Origin of the sequence: Sorangium sp. So ce834, assembly GCF_051521425.1 — a bacterium.
In the GTDB taxonomy this organism is placed as follows: domain Bacteria; phylum Myxococcota_A; class Polyangia; order Polyangiales; family Polyangiaceae; genus Sorangium; species Sorangium cellulosum_D.
In genome coordinates this window covers 13,502,139-13,519,989 of sequence record NZ_CP150351.1, presented here as the reverse complement: position 1 = coordinate 13,519,989, position 17,851 = coordinate 13,502,139, and the positions used below count along the sequence as shown (strand labels likewise).

Annotated in this window: 15 protein-coding genes and 1 tRNA gene; 11 read left to right on the top strand and 5 right to left on the bottom strand. The window is 72.6% G+C overall.

Annotated elements, in window-relative coordinates:
* Positions 1–164: 164 nt before the first annotated feature.
* Positions 165–247: transfer RNA gene (locus WMF20_RS49490), tRNA-Leu, on the bottom strand.
* Between the two features lie 180 nt (positions 248–427).
* Positions 428–1,291 (bottom strand): Crp/Fnr family transcriptional regulator, encoded by an 864-nt coding sequence (locus WMF20_RS49485; protein ID WP_437609056.1) that lies wholly within the window; start codon positions 1,289–1,291, stop codon positions 428–430.
* A gap of 199 nt (positions 1,292–1,490) precedes the next feature.
* On the opposite strand from WMF20_RS49485, the gene WMF20_RS49480 reads away from it, so the two are divergent.
* Together WMF20_RS49480 and nadE are read left to right on the top strand one after the other, a co-directional pair.
* Positions 1,491–2,489: a hypothetical protein gene (locus tag WMF20_RS49480; protein WP_437609054.1), complete on the top strand. Its 999-nt coding sequence runs from the start codon at positions 1,491–1,493 to the stop codon at positions 2,487–2,489.
* Between the two features lie 11 nt (positions 2,490–2,500).
* Positions 2,501–4,420: an NAD(+) synthase gene (gene nadE / locus WMF20_RS49475; RefSeq protein ID WP_437609052.1), complete on the top strand. Its 1,920-nt coding sequence runs from the start codon at positions 2,501–2,503 to the stop codon at positions 4,418–4,420.
* Positions 4,421–4,474: 54 nt separating this feature from the next.
* Here the strand turns inward: nadE and add are convergent, their stop codons facing one another.
* Both add and WMF20_RS49465 read right to left on the bottom strand, forming a co-directional pair.
* Complete coding sequence (gene add / locus WMF20_RS49470; protein ID WP_437609050.1) at positions 4,475–5,656, bottom strand: adenosine deaminase; 1,182 nt, start codon at positions 5,654–5,656, stop codon at positions 4,475–4,477.
* A gap of 58 nt (positions 5,657–5,714) precedes the next feature.
* The gene (locus WMF20_RS49465) at positions 5,715–7,106 is read right to left on the bottom strand and encodes a vitamin K epoxide reductase family protein (RefSeq protein WP_437609048.1); all 1,392 of its coding nucleotides are present in this window, start codon (positions 7,104–7,106) and stop codon (positions 5,715–5,717) included.
* Positions 7,107–7,198: 92 nt separating this feature from the next.
* Here WMF20_RS49465 and rnr point away from each other — a divergent pair, with 92 nt between their 5' ends.
* From rnr to WMF20_RS49420, 9 genes are all read left to right on the top strand, one after another.
* Entirely contained in the window at positions 7,199–9,568 is a 2,370-nt protein-coding gene (gene rnr / locus WMF20_RS49460) for a ribonuclease R (protein ID WP_437609046.1), read from the top strand.
* A 410-nt stretch (positions 9,569–9,978) separates the two neighbouring features.
* Complete coding sequence (locus tag WMF20_RS49455; RefSeq protein ID WP_020742060.1) at positions 9,979–10,461, top strand: MSMEG_0572/Sll0783 family nitrogen starvation response protein; 483 nt, start codon at positions 9,979–9,981, stop codon at positions 10,459–10,461.
* Between the two features lie 14 nt (positions 10,462–10,475).
* Positions 10,476–11,504, top strand: a complete 1,029-nt coding sequence (locus tag WMF20_RS49450) for a Nit6803 family nitrilase (protein ID WP_129580775.1) — start codon at positions 10,476–10,478, stop codon at positions 11,502–11,504.
* Positions 11,449–12,777, top strand: a complete 1,329-nt coding sequence (locus WMF20_RS49445) for an MSMEG_0568 family radical SAM protein (RefSeq protein WP_437609044.1) — start codon at positions 11,449–11,451, stop codon at positions 12,775–12,777. Before WMF20_RS49450 ends, WMF20_RS49445 begins: the two co-directional genes overlap by 56 nt.
* Entirely contained in the window at positions 12,674–13,180 is a 507-nt protein-coding gene (locus tag WMF20_RS49440; protein ID WP_437609042.1) for an MSMEG_0567/Sll0786 family nitrogen starvation N-acetyltransferase, read from the top strand. Before WMF20_RS49445 ends, WMF20_RS49440 begins: the two co-directional genes overlap by 104 nt.
* A complete protein-coding gene (locus WMF20_RS49435; RefSeq protein ID WP_437609040.1) occupies positions 13,180–14,196 on the top strand; it encodes a sll0787 family AIR synthase-like protein in 1,017 nt (338 codons plus the stop codon). The genes WMF20_RS49440 and WMF20_RS49435 overlap by 1 nt, the downstream gene beginning before the upstream one ends.
* Complete coding sequence (locus tag WMF20_RS49430; RefSeq protein ID WP_437609038.1) at positions 14,193–15,416, top strand: MSMEG_0565 family glycosyltransferase; 1,224 nt, start codon at positions 14,193–14,195, stop codon at positions 15,414–15,416. Before WMF20_RS49435 ends, WMF20_RS49430 begins: the two co-directional genes overlap by 4 nt.
* Before the next feature lie 12 nt (positions 15,417–15,428).
* Positions 15,429–15,716: an MSMEG_0570 family nitrogen starvation response protein gene (locus tag WMF20_RS49425; protein WP_437609036.1), complete on the top strand. Its 288-nt coding sequence runs from the start codon at positions 15,429–15,431 to the stop codon at positions 15,714–15,716.
* Positions 15,717–15,731: 15 nt separating this feature from the next.
* Complete coding sequence (locus tag WMF20_RS49420) at positions 15,732–16,643, top strand: methylenetetrahydrofolate reductase (RefSeq protein ID WP_129580769.1); 912 nt, start codon at positions 15,732–15,734, stop codon at positions 16,641–16,643.
* 31 nt (positions 16,644–16,674) lie between these two features.
* Here WMF20_RS49420 and WMF20_RS49415 read toward each other — a convergent pair whose 3' ends face one another.
* The gene (locus WMF20_RS49415) at positions 16,675–17,838 is read right to left on the bottom strand and encodes a flavin reductase (RefSeq protein ID WP_129580768.1); all 1,164 of its coding nucleotides are present in this window, start codon (positions 17,836–17,838) and stop codon (positions 16,675–16,677) included.
* Positions 17,839–17,851: the final 13 nt, after the last annotated feature.

The following is a 17,851-nucleotide window of genomic DNA, read 5'->3' as shown; positions in this document are numbered from 1 at the left end:
GGCCCCCGCCGCACCGTGGCCCCGCCGCGCGCCGCGCGACAAAGACAGCCGACGGTCGACCGCAGGCGCCCTCACCCCGCCGGAACGGCCCGGAGCCGCAAGCGCGTTCACCAGCAGAAGACGAGCCCCGCGCAGAGGCGCCTCGTCCAGGGATTCCGCATCGGTACCGAAGGTGGGACTCGAACCCACAAGCCCGTGAGGACAGCGGATTTTGAATCCGCCGCGTTTGCCATTCCGCCACTTCGGCTCAGCGCTCCGAGGAGCGTGCGCTCCGGGAACCGTAGATCACCCGGCGCGATCCTGGCAACGGTCGTCGACGGTCTGACAACGGTCCGAGAGCGATCGAAGCGCGGTCCAGGCGCGGCGAGGCGCGCGCGAGCGACGGGCGAGGCGCGGCGAGGGCGCGCGGCGGCCGCGCGGCGCGAGATCACACCACGAAATCCAGCATCTGGAGGCGCGTCAGGTAGTCCTGGAGCGCGGCGGCGTACTCGTCGATCAGGAGATCGAGCCGCACCACCGCGCCGTGATCGTCGATCGCGTCGATGGTCCCGCTCACCGGGATTTCGCGCGCGGGCAGGATGAGCACGCCGCTCCAGTGCGCGCCCTTCTCGGCGTCGCGGAGGCCGGCGAGGCGCAGCCAGCCGTCGGAGAGCTCGACCACGGGGACGAGCGCGCCGCTGTCCAGGCGGACGGAGCTCTTCAGCGTGTGCGCCGGCTCGACCATGTAGTGCGAGCGCCGGTTCTTCTCGATGAGCTCCTCGAGCGTCGCGCAGATGACCTTGCTGAGCGGCGTCTCCTCGCTGTCGAGCACGAGCTCGAGCAGCCGCTTCATCGCCCGCTGCGTGCGGATGAGGTTCGCGCGGACCTCCTCGAGCCGCCGCGCGTCGCGGCGGATCTTGCCGGCCACGACGTTGAGCAGGTTGTTGTAGAACGGGTAGGCGACGTCGCCGTGCTCCTCGAAGAAGTCCTGCAGCGCGGCGACGCCGATGCGCCAGATCTCCGAGGGCTGCGTGGTCACCGCGGTCGTCGTCCGCCGGAAGCCGGTGAGCGCGCCGAGCTCGCCGATCGGCGAGATGGGGCTCAGGCGGAAGCGCGTCTCGCCCCCCTCGAGCAGCGCGACCTCGCCCTGGACCAGGAGGAACAGGTGCGCCGGCGCGCTCCCGGCCTCGAAGAGCACGTGGCCGGACGGGACCTCCTGGCGCTGGAACGCCCTCATCAGCTCGTCGAGGTGGTCCTCCGTGATTCTCTCGAACAGGGGGATCGCGTGCAGGTCGGAAGGACGGACCGCCATGGGGTGACACTCCTCTTCAACGTGGGTCGGGCCCCGCGTCCGCGGCGTTGCGAGACACGGATCCATGCGGCGCGCACGGGCTCGGCGTGGACCGCGGGGAGGGGCATCCTACTCCAGGTCCCGTCGCGAGGAAGAGGGATGGCCGCCTCGCCGAGCGGCGCGCGCCCGCGGAAGAGGCTTGCCCGGCTGGCAGGATCGGGTGGGTGCCGGTAACGTCGCGTGGGTGATGTCGTCCGTTCGTCAAGGGCTCTTCGCCGCGATGCGCCTCCTGCCGCTGCGGCTCCTCGCGCTCGGCCTCGCCCTCGCCGCCGTCGCGTGCGGCTCCGCGCCCTCGGCGGCGCCGGTCGGCGCGGAGGCGCCGCCGCCGCCGAAGCCGCGCAACGCGGCCGCGATCGCGCAGTCGATCGCCGGGGGGAAGGTCTCGGTGCTCGTCTTCGCCGACCGGACCCGGGGCCACCCGATCATGGCGCGGCTCGCGGCGCTCGACCTGTGGGGCCCCGTGCTCGCCGGCACGGGGCTCGATCCGGAGCGGGACCTCGAGCGCGCCTTCGTCACCGCGCCGCGCGCGGACGCGGCCCACGAGGCGGTGATCGTCCTCGAGCACAACGTGCCGCCGGAGCGGCTGGAGGCGGGGCTCGACACGCTCCTCTCGCGCAGCCAGCCGCCGGGCGCCGAGGAGGGCGGGCTCGGCGTGCCGGCCGTGCGCGTGACCCTCAAGGGGCACACCCGCGTGGTGGCCACCGTGGAGCCGAACTTCCTCGTGGTGCTGCCGGTCTCGCGGGCGCGCGAGGCGCGGCGCTTCATCGGCACGGGCGGCTTCCCCGATCCGGTCGGCGAGGAGGCCGCGCTCGCCGCGGCCATCGACCCGGCGCGGACGCTGCGGGGGCCGCGCGAGGCGCCCCGCGTGCCGCCGACGCTGAGATCGCTCGAGGCCGCCGTGACGCTGACCAAGGACGGCGGCGCCACGGTCGCGCTCGACGGGGCGAGCGCGAGCCCCGAGGACGCCGCCCGCGACGCGGCCTTCCTCAACGAGGAGATCGAGCGCGCGACCTCGTTCCGCATCGCCGTCGTGACGGTCCGGGTCGTCGACCCGGTCGAGTTCTTCGCCGAGGGAGACCGGGTGAAGGCGAACCGGCGCGTGACGCCCGGGGAGATCGACAAGCTCTTCGCCCTGCTCAGCGCCGTGCTGCCGCGCTAGGCTGCCGCCCGATGCGACTCGTCAAGATCGGAATCGCCAACGTCAACGCGACCGTCGGCGCCGTCCGCTCGAACACCGACCGGTGCCTCGCGCTCGCCCGCTCGATGGCGCGCGACGACGTCACCCTGGCGGTCTTCCCGGAGCAGGTGATCGGCGGCTACGCGTCCGAGGACCTCGTGCAGTGGCCCGCGTTCATCGCGAGCCAGCAGCGCGAGCTCCGCCGCTTCGCCGAGGAGACCGCGTCGCTCCGCACCGTGTTCGTCATCGGCGTGACCGTCGGCGTGGGGGGCGACCTCTTCAACGCCGGCGCGATCGTCCACGCCGGCCAGGTGCTCGCCTTCTCCCCGAAGGAGAAGCTGCCCACGTACAACATCTTCTACGAGGCGCGCACGTTCTCGCGCGGCATGCCGTTCATGGAGCTCGACGCCGACGGCGTGATCTGCGGCGACCGCATCCTCGCCTTCGATTTCGGGACGATCGCCGTCGAGGTGTGCGAGGACATCTGGTCGCCCGATGGGCCGATGCGGCGCCGCTGCTACGCGGGCGCCGAGATCATCTGCAACATCTCGGCGTCGCCGTTCCGCGCCGGGGTGACGGGCACCCGGCGCGAGATGATCGCGACCCGCGCGGCGGACAACCAGTGCACCATCGCCTACGCGAACCTGGTCGGCGGCAACGACGGGCTCGTCTTCGACGGCGGCGGGTTCATCAACCAGAACGGCCGCCCGATGCTGGAGGCGCCGCGCTTCCGCGAGGGGTACGCCGCGGCCGTGGTCGACCTCGACCGGACGACGCGCTGCCGCCGCGAGGCGAGCACCTGGCGCAGCGACCTCGAGGAGTTCCGCCGCGCCTCCCCGCACATGGTGGAGGTCCTCCGGGCGCCCGGGCAGACCGCGGACCGCTCGCGGCTCGCCTACCCCGCCCCGCCGCCGGGCACGACGCCGTTCTTGCCCTCGGCGGCGCTGCCGGCGATCTCGGCGCGCGACGAGCTGCTCGACGACTTCTACGAGGTGCTCGCGCTCGGCGTCGCCGACTACTACCGCAAGATCGGCGCCTTCAAGGGCATCGGCCTCGCGCTCTCGGGCGGCCGCGACTCGCTCCTCACGCTGCTCGTCGCCTGGCGCGCGGTGCAGCTCCTCCACCCGGGCCTCGAGGGCGAGGCGCTGCGGGCGCAGATGAAGGCGTCGCTCCACGCGTTCTTCATGCCCTCGCGCTACTCCAGCGACGCGACGCACCGGGCCGCCGCGCAGATCGCCGACGATCTCGGCGCCTCGTTCGCGGTGATCCCGATCGAGGACGCGTTCCCCCGGGAGCTCGAGGCCGCCCAGGCGATGGTCGGCGAGGGCCGGCAGCTCACCGAGCTCACGCGGCAGAACGTGCAGGCGCGCATCCGCGGCGGGCGCATGTGGAACTGGGCGAACACGAGCGGCGCGCTGTTCCTGCAGACGGGGAACATGAGCGAGAAGGCGCTCGGCTACACCACGGTGGGCGGCGATCTCGAGGGGGCGTTCAGCGTGATCGCCAACCTCCCGAAGACCGTGGTCATCGCCCTGATCGAGCGCCTCTCGCAGCGCTTCGGCTTCAAGGGGATCCAGCAGACGCTCGCCACGACGGCGGGGCCGGAGCTCGCCGAGAACCAGTCGGGGGAAGCCGAGCTCATGCCGTTCGAGGTCCTCGACGCGTGCCTCTATCTCTACGGCGCCGAGAAGCTCGCCGCCGACGAGCTGGCCGCGGCGCTCCCCAGCCTGTTCCCGGACAAGGACCCGGCGGCGCTGCGGGCGTGGGCCGAGAAGTTCGCGACCCTGTTCTCGAGATCGATCTTCAAGTGGGTGCAGGCGCCGATCGCGATCCACCTCGGCTCGCTCGATCTCGACCGGGAGCGCGCGCTGCAGCTGCCCGTGGTGCAGCGGACCGAGTGGAAGGGCGGCTGAGCCCCGCCCGGGTGCGCCCCGCGGCCGCCCTCGCCGCGCGGGGAGGCCAGCGCGTCAGTTGGGGGCCTTCTCGACCGGCGTCTGCGCCCCCTGCCGGCCGTCCTTCCCGTCCATCGGGGTGAGCTCGAGGATCTCGTGGCCAGGGGGCGCCGGCGGCGGGGCGGGGCGGATCGAGCCGTCGGCGGAGAAGCGCTCGAGCTCCTCGGTCACGCGGCGGAGGTAAGCCTGCTTGATGTGGAACGGCAGGAAGGCGCTCTTGAAGCCGGCCACGATGGTCGACTTGATCTCCTTCAGGCCGAATCCCATCTTCGTGTGGCAGTGCCAGAGCTCGTGCGACACCGTCGTGTCGGTGACGAGCCGGTTGTCGGTGTTGACCGTCACGCGCAGCCCGAGGCTCTGGTAGAGCTTGAGCGGGTGCGAGGCGAGGTCGCGGACGGCGCCGGTCTGCACGTTCGAGGACGGGCAGCACTCGAGCGGGATCCGGTGATCGTTGATGTAGTGGAGCAGGCCCCCGTCCTCGCGCAGGCGGCAGCCGTGGCCGATCCGGTGCGCGCCGCAGACGTGCAGCGCCTGCGCGATCGACTCGGGGCCGTAGGCCTCGCCGGCGTGGATGGTGCAGTTGATGTTGTTCTGGCGCACGAGCTGGAACGCCGCCTTGTGGTGCTTCGCCGGGTGGTCGTACTCGGCGCCGGCGAGGTCGAACCCGACCACGCCGCGGCTCTTGTAGGCCACCGCGAGCTCCGCCATCTCCAGCGACGACTCCGGTGAGATGTTCCGGATGCCGCAGACGATGACGTTGCTCTCGATGCCCAGCGCGTCGCGCGCCGCCCTGAGCCCCGAGAGCACCGCCTCGACGACGCTCGTGAGGCGCAGGCCGAGGCGGGTGTGCAGCATCGGCGAGTAGCGGACCTCCATGTAACGGACGTTCTCGCGCGCGGCGTCCTCCGCGAGCTCGTAGGCGACGCGATAGAGCGCCTCCTCGGTCTGGAGGACGCGCAGCGTGATGTCGAACGCCTTGAGGTACTCGACCAGCGAGCCGCAGTTCTGGCCCAGGTTCATCACCCGGCGCAGTTCCGACGGCTCGTGCGTCGGGAGCTCGACGCGGTTGCTGCGGGCGAGGTCGATGATCGTCTCGAGGCGCAAGGAGCCGTCGAGGTGGACGTGCAGATCGGTCTTGGGTAGTTGCCGGAAGAACTCCAGCGGGAGCTTGCCGGCTAGCTCGGGATGATCACTCATGAGCTATTCTGTCACCCGCCGACCGGCCGCGAAAGGCGGCGGACGGGCGCGGCGCGGCTTACGGCGCCGCCGCCGACGACGGGGGCGCCGCGGCGGACCCGCCCGACGCGCCGCGCGAACGATCCCGGCTGCCCACGACCACGGCGGCCGCGGAGACGCCGAAGAGGGCGACGAAGAGCAGCGGGAGCGGCAGGCTGAGCGGATCTCCGGCGGCCTCGCGCCGCAGCGCATCGCGGAGGCGATCGGGGTTGTAGCCGACCACGAGCCGCCGCCCGACGTAGGTGGCGGGGAGCCCGCGCGCCTCCATCCGCCCATACAGCGCGACGTCCGCGTCGATCGTGGCCTGGGTCTCCGGCGCGGCGAGGCACGCCTCGAAGCCGGCGGGGAGCCCGAGCGGCGAGAGGACGGACGCGACGCGGTCGTCCGTGAGCTTGCTGGGCGACGCGCTGTAGAGCAGCGCCGCGGCCTGCTCGCGCTTGTCCGCGGGCGCGCAGACGTAGGCCTTCGCCGCGGGGAGCGCGCCGGGGTGGCTGGGCAGCGGCACCATCTTGCGCACGTGGCGCAGCCGATCGCCGTAGGGCTCCTCCATCTGGCTCAGCTCGGGGTGCAGCCGGCGGCAGAAGGGACACTCGAAGTCGGTGAAGGCGACGACCGTGATCTTGCCAGGCTCCTGCAGCGCCGCGAGCTCCGGCGGGAGCGGCGGGATGACCGGGTAGCTGCCCCAGAGGAACGGCAGGCCGACCGCCGCCACGGCGGCCGCGCCCCACGCCGTGGTGGCCGGCAGCCCGCCCTGCGCGGCGCGATCGAACGCGGCGCGCGGCATGCGCCACGCCTGCCAGGCGACGAGCGCCGACGTGATCGCGGCGGCGAGGGCCGCGACGTCGACCGCGACGCACCACGCGCAGAACGCGCCGATCGCGAAGGCCTGCAGCCCGAGGAGCACCGTGGCGGCGAGGCCGCCGGCGGCCGAGGCCGCCGCGATCGCGACGTGGTGCCAGCGCTCCCGCGCGAGCAGCGAGGCGGCGAGGAGCGTGGTGAAGGCGGCGAGGCCGAGGTTCGGCAGCGGGACCCCGAGCAGCCGGCTGTACGGCGACACCCGGACGGCGAAGCAGCCCGAGCTGACGCCGCAGAACGCCGGGTCGCCGGCGTTCTGGTACTCGACCACGAGCGCCGCGCTCGCCGCGATGGCGACGAACAGCGCGAGCCGGAAGAGCGTGACGACGAACCGGGCGCGCCCGGCCTGCGCCTCGCCGGTCGAGGTCGCGGGCCCCTCGGCCTGGGTCGCGGGTCCGTCGCGGGGGGGCACCTCGGGGCCGGCCCGAGGCGCCTCCGCGGATTCACGCGCGCCGTGTCTGCCGCGCGCCGGACGCACCGCGAAGACGTTGCCCCTCCCGGCGAGGAAGACGAGGAGCATCAGCGCGAGGAGCAGGGCGATCGAGTTCAGCAGCATCGGTCCGTGGCGGCGCCAGAGGCGCGGGTTCGAGGCATACCGGACCCGGGCGGCGACAGCCAGCCAGAGGAGACTCGTGCTAGTCGAGTTTCATGCGTTCCCCATCTCGCGGAGATTCCCCGACGACCGGCTCCGGCGCGCGCCGCCGGGAGGCCGTGGTCGATCTGTTGTCGTCGTTCAAGCGCGCCCTGCACGCCAACGAGATCGCCGAGCGCCTCGGGGTCGAGCCGAGCCGCTACACGAAGCTGCAGCGGTTGCTCGAGGAGCTGTCGACGGAGGGAAGCATCGTCGCCCTCCCCGGCCAGCGGTTCCGCGTGAGCCGCCAGCAGGTCGAGGCGCGCGGCGCCGAGCGCGAGGGCACGCTGACCGTGCACCCGCGCGGCTTCGGGTTCGTGTCGCTCGGAGGAGCGGCCGAGGACGTCTACATCTCGCCCGAGGCGATGGGCGGGGCGCTCCACGGCGACACCGTCGCGGTGCGCATCGCGACGCGCTCGCGGCGCGGCGTGGAGGGGGAGATCGTCCGCGTGGTCAAGCGGCGCCACGCGCGCGTGGCGGGCGTGCTCAGGCGGCGAGGCAGGAGCGCCTGGCTCGAGCCGGACGACGGGCGCGTCCGCGGGCCGATCGTGATCGTGCCGCGCGAGCCGGGCGGGCCGCTCGCGCCGCCCGACGCGGAGGACGGCGCCGCGGCGGTCGTGTCGATCGCCCGCTTCCCGGACCTCCCCGACGAGAACCCGGAGGGCGTGCTCGAGGCGGTGCTCGGGACGCCGGGCGACCCGAACGTCGAGGTCGCCAAGATCCTGATGCGCGAGGGGATCGAGGAGGAGCATCCGAAGGAGGCGATCGCCGAGGCCGAGGCGTTCGGGGGCGAGGTGCCGGCCGAGGCGCTCGAGGGGCGCACCGACCTCACCCACCTGCCCATGCCGACGATCGACCCGGAGGACGCGCGCGACCACGACGACGCGGTCTGGGTGATCCGCGAGGACGACGGCTCGTACCGGGCCTGGATCGCGATCGCCGACGTGTCGCACTACGTGCGGCCGGGCAGCGCGCTCGACCAGGCGGCGCTCGGGCGGGGCAACTCGATCTACCTGCCCGATCGCGCGATCCCGATGCTGCCGCGGGCGCTGTCGTCGAACCTCTGCTCCCTCCTGCCGGGCGTGATCCGGCTCTGCCTGTGCGTCGAGGTCGAGCTCGACCCGACCGCGACGGTGCGGCGCGCCCGCGTCATCGAGGGGTACATCCGGTCGATCGCGAAGCTCACCTACCCCGGCGTGGCGCGCGCGCTCGGCTTCACGCCCGATCCGCCGCGCAGCCCGGAGGCCGAGGCGCTCAGGAACGACCTCCAGGTGATGTGGGACCTCGCCCGGCTGCTCCGCGGCCGGCGGATGCGGCGGGGCGCGCTCGACCTCGACCTGCCCGAGGCGAAGGTGGTGCTCGATCCGTCGACGGGCGCGCCGGTCGACGTGCAGAAGCGCAGCCACGACCCCGGGGTGGCGAAGGCCTACCAGCTCATCGAGGAGCTGATGCTCCTGGCGAACGAGACCTGCGCGCAGTTCGTGGTCGACCAGGGCATCCCCACCGTCTTCCGGTACCACGCGCCACCGGACCAGGCGAAGCTCGAGCGCTTCGCGACGATGTGCGGGGAGCTCGGGCTCGCGTTCGATCCGGAGGACGCGGCCGATCCGAAGCGGCTGTCGTCGTTCCTGAGGAAGCTCGACGCGCACCCGCAGAAGCAGGTGCTGCACATGCTCCTGCTCCGCGCCATGAAGCAGGCGGTGTACGACGTGGCCAACGTGGGCCACTTCGGGCTGGCCTCGAGCGCGTACCTGCACTTCACCTCGCCCATCCGGCGGTACCCGGACATCACCGCCCACCGCGCGATCCGCGCGGTGCTGCGCGGCGAGCGCGTCGACCGGAGCGAGGCGGCGCTCGAGCGGCTGCGCGAGGCGGCCATCCTGGCGTCGGAGCGCGAGCGCAAGGCGATGGAGGTGGAGCGCGAGGTGGTCGACCTGCACCGCGCGCTGGTCATGCGCTCCCGGCTCGGGGACACCTTCGAGGGCACCGTGACGGGCATCGTGGGGACGGGCGTTTACGTCAACATCGAGGATCCCTTCGTCGACGTGCTCGTCCGCATGGAGTCGCTCGGCCCGGACGATTACGAGATCGACGACGAGGGGCTGCGCGTCATCGGCCGCCGGTCGGGGGACCGGATCGCGATCGGCGACGCGATGCTCGTGCAGATCGAGGACGTGGCCATCCTCCGGCGCACCATCTACGGCCGACGGCTCGCCGGAGACGCGATGTCGGACGAGCCGAAGCCGCGCCGGCAGCGGCGCGACGCGGACGCACGGACAACTCGTCGTGTCAAGGCCAGCAAGAGCACGAAGCCCGCCAAGGGCATGAAGGCCGGCAAGGGCGGCAAGGGCGGCAAGAGCGCGAAGGGGCGAAAGAAGCAGCGATAGCAGGGCGCCCGAGGGCAGGGCGCTCCGCCGGCATTCCCGCCGGCATTCCCGCCAGCGAGTGCCGCTCGGACGCACGAGCCCGCAACACCGATCGAGCCGCGCTCACGCGCGCGGACAAGCGCGCGAAACCTCCTCGAAATCACCGAGATAGGCCCTCGAAACCAACGAGGCCGGCCCGCGGCGCGCGCGGCTCGGTTCGCCCGCGGCGCGCGTCGACGCGAGATCCACAATCGCACATCCTCCGCGCCTCCTTCGAGCCTCCGTCGAGCCTCCGTCGTGCCTCCGTCGTGCCTCCGTCGTGCCTCCGTCGTGATCGAGTCGCGACCAAAAAAGGGCGGGTTCCTGCATTTCCCTTGCATTCAGAAAATCGCCATGGTCTCAACTTATTCATTCTAGGAGAGAGGTAACCAATGCCGAAGCCGACGTATCCCGCCTACAACGCTGGTGACTTCCTGGTCGATTACGAGGAGAAGGTCTTCGAAGACGTCAAGGCGAAGCCGGGCGAGAAGGCGCTGGTCACCTTTCACACCGTGGCCTTCGAGGGCTCGATCGGCCTCGTCAACGTGCTGACGGCGATCCGCCTTCAGCGTAAAGGGTTTGAGACATCCATCTTGCTGTACGGCCCGGGCGTCACGCTGGGGCTGCAGCGCGGGTTTCCGAAGCTCGGCAGCGAGGCGTTCTCCGGGCACCTCGCCGTGAACCAGCAGATCGGGCGGTTCATGGAGGAGGGCGGCAAGGTGTACGCGTGCCGGTTCGCGCTGCAGGCGCTCTACGGCCACGGCGAGCACGCGTTGATCCCGGGAATCAAGCCCATCAGCCCGCTCGACGTGCTCGACATCCAGCTGATCCACCGCCGGGAGAACGCGTTCATGGTCCACTCCTGGACGCTCTGACCCGAGCGCCGTCCATGGAGTACAACCGCAAAGTCCGGGCGGCCGCGGTGCAGGCCAGTCCCGTCCTTGGCAGCAGGGACGGGACGACCGAGCGAGTCGTCGCCGCGATCGCCAGGGCCGCGAAGGAGGGCGCCGAGCTCTGCGTCTTCCCCGAGGCGTTCGTCCCGTATTATCCCTACTTCTCCTTCGTGCTCCCGCCGCCCGCCATGGGGAAGGAGCACATGCGCCTTTACGACGAGGCGGTCACCGTCCCCGGCCCGGTGACGCGGGCCGTGGCCGCCGCCGCGCGCGCGCACGGGGTGGTCGTGGTGCTCGGCGTGAACGAGCGCGATCACGGCACGCTGTACAACGCGCAGCTCGTCTTCGACAGGGACGGCGCGCTCGTGCTCCACCGGCGCAAGATCTCGCCGACCTACCATGAGCGGATGATCTGGGGGCAAGGCGACGGCTCGGGCCTCAGGACCGTGGACACCGCGGTCGGGAGGCTCGGCGCGCTCGCGTGCTGGGAGCACTACAACCCGCTCGCGCGGTTCGCGCTCATCGCGCAGCACGAGCAGATCCATTGCAGCCAGTTCCCCGGCTCGCTGGTCGGGTCCATCTTCGCCGAGCAGATGGAGGTGACCATCCGGCACCACGCGCTGGAGTCGGGCTGCTTCGTGGTGAACGCCACGGCCTTCCTGACGCCGGAGCAGGTCCGGGAGATCGCGCCGAACGAGCAGATCCAGGGCGTGCTGCGCGGCGGGTGCATGACGGCGATCGTGACGCCGGAGGGCGCGCACGCGTGCCCGCCGGTGACCGACGGCGAGGGGATGGCCGTCGCGGACCTCGACTTCGCCCTGATCACGAAGCGAAAACGGATGATGGACGCGGCGGGGCACTACGCCCGGCCCGACTTGCTGCGGCTTTGGATGGACACGGCAGAGCGACCGATGATGCTCGGCGCGGGCAGCTCCAAGGCCTCCTCCCTCGATCCTGCGGCGGTGGACCATGGATACCCAGACGCTGATCACCGAGCTCCAGTCGTTCGGCCTGAGGCTGGCTGAGGCCCCCGAGGGCGCCCCGGGCGCGGGCGCCGCGGCGCCGGGCGAGCCCGCGCCGCCGACGTCGGAAGGCGGCGAGGGCGGCCGCGCGGCGTGGACCTCGCGCCGCGGCGGGGCGGGGCCGACCCAGCACGTGGCGGCCACGCTCCGCGGCGCCACGGTGATGATCCCGATCCACACCGACCAGGCCGCGGCGTCGCCGTTCGTGGCGCGGATCGGGCGCGACGGCGCGGGCATCGTCGAGCGCGACGGCGACGAGCTCGCGCCGATCGCCCTCGTGAAGGCGCCGCGCTTCTACGCCCTCTCGACCAAGGACGGCATCCCCTACCCCAAGATCGCGCTCTTGCACGGGGCGGACGTCCTCGCCTCGACGGTGCTCCAGACGTGCATCCGGTACTCGGAGCGCGACAAGGCCTGCACGTTCTGCGCGATCGGGCAGTCGCTCGCGGCCGGGCGCACCACCGCGAAGAAGACGCCGGAGCAGCTCGGCGAGGTCGCCGAGGCGGCGGCGCGGCTCGACGGGGTGCGGCACGTGACGCTGACCACGGGCACGCCGCGGTCGCCCGATCGCGGGGCGGCGCACCTCGCCGACTGCGCGCGCGGCATCAAGGCGCGCGTCGACCTGCCGGTGCAGGCGCAGTGCGAGCCGCCCGACGATTTCGCCTGGTTCGAGCGGATGCGCGCGGCCGGCGTCGACAGCCTGGGCATGCACCTCGAGGCGGTCGAGGACGAGGTGCGCGCGGCCGCGATGCCGGGCAAGGCCGAGGTGAGCGTGGCCCGGTACTTCGAGGCGTTCGAGGTGGCCGTGCGCGTGTTCGGCCGCGGCCAGGTGTCGACCTACCTCATCGCGGGGCTCGGCGACTCGCCGTCGTCGCTGCTCGACGCGAGCGAGCGGCTCATCGCGATGGGGGTCTATCCGTTCCTCGTCCCGCTCGTGCCCATCCCGGGGACGCCCGCGGCCGATCGCGCGCCGCCCTCGGGGGAGCTCATGCGGGCGCTCTACGCGCACATCGGCCCGCTGCTCGCGCGGGCGGGGCTGCGATCGACCGACGTGAAGGCGGGCTGCGCCCGCTGCGGCGCCTGCTCGGGGCTCTCGGGCTTCGAGGCGGAAGGCCGGGCCGCGGCGCCGCCGGACTCCGGCGCGGCATGGACACCAACCTCGGAGAGCTCCGATGACGCCTCAGTACAGCTTCGAGCTTGTGCAGACGCGGGACACGTATCTCGCGTACCTCCGCTTGCGCCGGGCCACCTTCTGCGACGAGCAAGGGCTGTTTAAGACGACCGACGAGGACGACTGGGACGCCTCGGCGTTCCCCATCGCGGCCGTGCTGCGCGGGGCGCCGGGCGGCGAGGCGGTCGTCGGCGCGGTGCGCATCTACGAGGCGGAGCCCGGCCTCTGGTACGGCGGCCGGCTCGCCGTCGAGCGCGCCCACCGCAAGCAGGGCGTGGTCGGCCGCGGCCTCGTCCACAAGGCGGTCACCACCGCCCACGGCTGGGGGTGCCAGCGGTTCCTCGCGCTCGTCCAGGCGGCCAACGTGCCGTTCTTCGAGAGCATCCACTGGCGCTCCCTCGAGGAGCGGTCGTTCCGCGATCGCCCGCACCACCTGATGGAGGCCGACCTCGCGAGCTATCCGCCGAGCGACGAGCCCCGCCCGCCGCCCGGGCAGAGGTTCCGTTGATGCTCGCCGGCATCGCGGCCGAGCTGCGGGGCGCCCTCGGCATCCTCGCGAAGCGGGACGTGCAGCTCCCGGCGCGGTACCTGTCCGGCGAGCCGTGCGCGGGCGGCGCGATCGGCGCAGGCGGCGCGATCGGCGCGGTCCATCGGCCCGCCGCGCTCGGCGACGACTGCGCGGCCATCCCCGACGGCGACGGCTACCTGCTCCTCGCCGCCGAAGGGATCTGGCCGACGTTCCTCGAAGGAGACCCGCGGTTCGCGGGCTACAGCGCCGTGATGGTCAACGTCAGCGACGTCTACGCGATGGGCGGCCGCCCCATCGCCGTGGTCGACGTCGTCTGGGGGACCTCGGCCGGCGCGCTGGAGCCGGTCTGGGAGGGCATGGTCGCCGCGTCGCGCGCCTACGGGGTGCCGATCGTCGGAGGCCACACGAGCGCGCGCAGCCCGTACAACGCCCTCGCCGTGGCCATCGCGGGGCGGGCGCGGCGGCTCATCACGAGCTTCGCCGCGCGCCCCGGCGACGTGCTCGTCGCGGCGATCGACCTGCGCGGCAGGATGCACGCGGAGCACCCCTTCTGGAACGCCTCGACGGGGACCGACCCGGCGCGGCTCCGCGGCGACCTCGAGGTCCTGCCCGCCCTCGCCGAGGCGGGCCTGTGCGACGCGGGCAAGGACATCAGCATGGGCGGCGTCGCGGGGACGCTGCTCATGCTCCTGGAGACGTCCGGCGTCGGCGCGGTGCTCGACGTCGCGGCCGTCCCGCGGCCGGGCGACGTGCGCGATCCGTCGCTCGCGCGCTGGCTGCTCGCGTTCCCGAGCTACGGCTTCCTGCTCAGCGTGCGCCCCGACGCCGCCGGCGCGGTCCTCGCGGCCTTCGCCCGGCGCGGCATCGCGAGCGCCGCGGTCGGCGCCGTCGACGGCTCGCGGCGGCTCACCCTCGAGGCCGCCGGCGAGCGGCAGACGCTGTGGGACCTCTCGGCCGAGCCGCTCACCGGCTTCGCGGGCGAGGGCGCGCGATGAGCGCCGGCGACGCGCCCGGCGCGCCGCTCTCGGTCGCGCTGCTCACCTACTCGACCAAGCCGCGCGGCGGCGTCGTGCACACGGTGGAGCTCGCGGAGGCGCTCCACGACCTCGGCGTCTCGGTCTGCATCTACGCGCTGAACAAGGACCAGGGCGGCTTCTACCGGCCGCCGCGCTGCCCCGCCGTCCTCGTGCCCGCCGCGCCCCCGCCGGAGGGGATCGACGCGGTCGTGCGGCAGCGCATCGCGGAGTTCGAGGCCGGGCTGCGCCGCCTCGGGGCGCGGCACGACATCTGGCACTCCCAGGACTGCATCAGCGCGAACGCGCTCGCCGCGCTGCGCGCCGAGGGGCGCGTCCCCCACTTCCTCCGGACGGTGCACCACCTCGACGACTACGACAGCCCCTACCTGCGCGACTGCCAGGAGCGCTCGGTGCGCGAGGCGGACGCGTGCCTCGTCGTCAGCGAGGCGTGGCGGAGGACGCTCCGGGCCGATCTCGGCGTCGACGCGGCGATCGTCCCGAACGGCGTGAGCCTGCGGCGGTACTCGCCGGCGCCGGACGCGCGCGACGCGGAGCTCCGGGCGCGGCTCGACGCGACCGGGTCGCCGCTCTACGTGACCGTGGGCGGCGTCGAGCCGCGCAAGAACTCGATCGGCCTGCTCAAGGCGTTCCTGTCGGTCCGGAGGCGGCTGCCCGGGGCCCAGCTGATCATCGCGGGCGGAGAGACGCTGTTCGATTACGCGCCCTACCAGCGCGAGTTCGAGGCGATCGCGCGGGAACACGGCGTCTTTCCCGCGCCCGCGGGCGCGCCTGCGGCGGGGGCACGGGCCGCGGGCGCGCCGCCGCCGCTCGTCCTCGCGGGCGTGCTCCCCGACGCGCTGATCCCGCCGCTCTACCGCATTGCCGACGCGTTCGTATTTCCGTCCGTCCGCGAGGGGTTCGGGCTCGTCCTGCTCGAGGCGATGGCGTCGGGCGCGCCGGTGGTGAGCTCTGCTCAACCTCCCTTCACCGAGTTCCTCCGAGACGGGGAGAGCGCGCTGCTCGTCGATCCCTCGAGAACAGAGGATCTCGCGGCCGCGATGGAGGCTATCCTGGAGGGAGGCGTGAGGCGGCGCCTGCGCGCGGCGGCGATCGAGGCCGCGGCGCGGTACACGTGGGAGCGCTCGGCGCGCATCGCGGCCGGCGTCTACCGCGAGTTCCTCGGATCCCGCCATAACTAGGACGAGCGACGTATGCCGGAGATGCGCTTCGTGATCGAGTGGCCGAGCGGCGAGCAGCAGGTCTGTTACTCTCCGTCGCTCGTCGTCAAAGAACACCTCGACGTCGGGGAGAGCTACTTCATCGACGATTTCGTGTCGCGTTGCCGGAAGGCGCTCGAGATCGCGAGCGAGCGGGTCTTCAAGAAGTACGGGTTCCCCTGCAGCCTGGCGCGGGCGGAGGCGGCGCGCATCGCGAGCGCGGCCGCGCGATTCCGCGGCCAGAGCGGGGCCAAGGTCCGGGTCCTCAAGTTCGTCGAGTGACGGAAGGAGCACGGTATGGTGTCGAAGTCGAAGATGGAGCGCCTCCTCAGCGAGCGCCAGTTCCTCGTGTCCGCCGAGCTGACGCCCCCGCGTCACTACGACCTGGAAAAGCTCTTGAAGCACGCCCGAAACATGGCCGGGTGCGTCGACGTGGTGCAGATCAACGATCACCTGCTCTCCCAGGCGCGCTGCGCCAACATGGCAGTCGGCCATTTCGTCAAGCAGGAGGGGCTCGAGCCGGTGCTCCAGTTCTCGCTCCGCCACAAGAACAGGATCGCGCTCCAGGGCGACCTGCTCGGGATGGCGGCGCTCGGGCTCTCGAACATCATCATCCTGGGCGGCTATCCGTGCGCCATCGGCTCGGATCCCGACGCCAAGGAGGTGAGCGACGTCGACAGCTACGCGGCGATCGAGCTGACCCGCCGGATGACGCGCGAGGGGAAGCTCTACAATGGAGACGTCATCTCGCCGGCGCCCTACTTCCACGTCGGGACCATCGATTTCCCGTGCGCGGAGCAGGCGATCGCCGGGGCGATGGACCGGCTCAGCGCGAAGATCGACGCGGGCGCGAGCTTCATCCAGGTGCAGGCGGTGTTCGAGCTCGCGCCGATGCGCCGCTGGATGGCCGCGGTGGTCGAGCGCGGGCTCCACGAGCGCGCCCACTTCATCGCGGCGATCTTCCCGTTCGCCGGCGTGGACCGGCTGAGCTTCTTGCAGAAGGTGCCGGGCCTCGTGGTGCCGGATCACCTGATCGAGCGCGTCCGCCGGAGCGGCGACGCCGAGGGGGAGAGCTACCGGATCACGCTGGAGCTCATCCGCGGGCTCCGCGACGTCCCCGGGCTCTCGGGCATCCACATGCGCTCCATCGGCGCGGAGGACTGGGTGCCCCGGCTGGTCGAGGAGGCGGAGCTCCGGCGGGCGGCGTGAGCCGGGCGGCGTGAGCCGCTCCGGGCGGGGCTCACGCCTTGTGCGCGATCCAGAGCAGCGCGAGGCCGTTCATCCTGCGCTCGCGGCGATCGATCTCGAAGCCCGTGCCGCTCAGATCGGCGCCGAGGCGGTCCTCGGTGTGGCGGTAGGTGACCTCCGCCGCGTCGGCCCACGCGAGCATCGCGTGCGCCGTCGGCGGGTTGTACCGGTGGCCGCGCAGGTAGCCGGCCATCGCGACGCGGTTCATCACGGGCGCGGGCTCCAGGAGCGCGAGGCGGCCGCCCGGGCGGAGCACGCGCGCCGCCTCCGCGAGCACCGGGCCCGGCTCGGGCACGTGCAGGAGCAGGTTCGACGCGGTCACCACGTCGAACGAGGCGTCGGGGAACGGGAGCCGCGTCGCGAGCGCCTCCCGGAAGGTCACGTTGTCCAGGCCGAGCGCCTTCGCCCGCTGCGCGGCGCGCTCGATCATCGCCGCGGTCGCGTCGATCCCGACCGCCTCGTGACACCGGCGCCCCATCTCGCGCGTCAGGCGGCCGGTGCCGCAGCCGAGGTCGAGGCACCGCTCCTCCACGCCCGGATCGACCAGCGTGACGAGCTCGTCGATGAGCGTCGCGTACGGGCCCTCCGCCTGCATGCGATCGAAGAAGTCGACCAGCTCGTGGAACGGGGTCGCCTGCTCCTTCGCCGCGTACCGATCGCGCCACCGCCAGACGTCGTCGAGCGCCTGGTACGTGCCCCGGTAGTACAGGAGCGGCGCGCCCGCCTCGCCCCGGCCGGACGAGAGCGCGCGGCCGACATAGATGATGTGATCGCCCCCGTCGTACGCGTGCTCCACCTTGCAGTCGATGAAGGCGAGCACGTCCTTGAGGATCGGGCTGCCGGACTCGGCCACGTGCGCCTCGGTGAGCACCGCCTGCCGATCGATGTCCGTCCCCTTGCCGGCGAACAGGTCCGAGATGTCCCGCTGCTGCTCCCGCAGGATGTTCACCGCGAAGACGCCCGACGCCTCGATGGCCGCGCTCGTGCGCGAGCGCCGGTCAGCGCAGAACAGCACGAGCGGCGGATCGAGCGAGACGGCGCTGAACGAGTTCACCGTCATCGCCTGCGGCGTGCCGTCCTGCACCGTGGTCACGAGCGTGATTCCGGTCGCGAACTGGCCCAGCACCTTCCGGAACTCCGCGGGATCGAAGAGCATAGGCCATAGTACG

Bases quoted from the DNA above. Each gene is read 5' to 3' on its own strand.
- WMF20_RS49485 (WP_437609056.1), bottom strand. From the start codon at position 1,291: ATGGCGGTCCGTCCTTCCGACCTGCACGCGATCCCCCTGTTCGAGAGA.
- nadE (WP_437609052.1), top strand. From the start codon at position 2,501: ATGCGACTCGTCAAGATCGGAATCGCCAACGTCAACGCGACCGTCGGC.
- add (WP_437609050.1), bottom strand. From the start codon at position 5,656: ATGAGTGATCATCCCGAGCTAGCCGGCAAGCTCCCGCTGGAGTTCTTC.
- WMF20_RS49465 (WP_437609048.1), bottom strand. From the start codon at position 7,106: ATGCTGCTGAACTCGATCGCCCTGCTCCTCGCGCTGATGCTCCTCGTC.
- rnr (WP_437609046.1), top strand. From the start codon at position 7,199: ATGCGTTCCCCATCTCGCGGAGATTCCCCGACGACCGGCTCCGGCGCG.
- WMF20_RS49455 (WP_020742060.1), top strand. From the start codon at position 9,979: ATGCCGAAGCCGACGTATCCCGCCTACAACGCTGGTGACTTCCTGGTC.
- WMF20_RS49450 (WP_129580775.1), top strand. From the start codon at position 10,476: ATGGAGTACAACCGCAAAGTCCGGGCGGCCGCGGTGCAGGCCAGTCCC.
- WMF20_RS49445 (WP_437609044.1), top strand. From the start codon at position 11,449: ATGGATACCCAGACGCTGATCACCGAGCTCCAGTCGTTCGGCCTGAGG.
- WMF20_RS49440 (WP_437609042.1), top strand. From the start codon at position 12,674: ATGACGCCTCAGTACAGCTTCGAGCTTGTGCAGACGCGGGACACGTAT.
- WMF20_RS49435 (WP_437609040.1), top strand. From the start codon at position 13,180: ATGCTCGCCGGCATCGCGGCCGAGCTGCGGGGCGCCCTCGGCATCCTC.
- WMF20_RS49430 (WP_437609038.1), top strand. From the start codon at position 14,193: ATGAGCGCCGGCGACGCGCCCGGCGCGCCGCTCTCGGTCGCGCTGCTC.
- WMF20_RS49425 (WP_437609036.1), top strand. From the start codon at position 15,429: ATGCCGGAGATGCGCTTCGTGATCGAGTGGCCGAGCGGCGAGCAGCAG.
- WMF20_RS49420 (WP_129580769.1), top strand. From the start codon at position 15,732: ATGGTGTCGAAGTCGAAGATGGAGCGCCTCCTCAGCGAGCGCCAGTTC.
- WMF20_RS49415 (WP_129580768.1), bottom strand. From the start codon at position 17,838: ATGCTCTTCGATCCCGCGGAGTTCCGGAAGGTGCTGGGCCAGTTCGCG.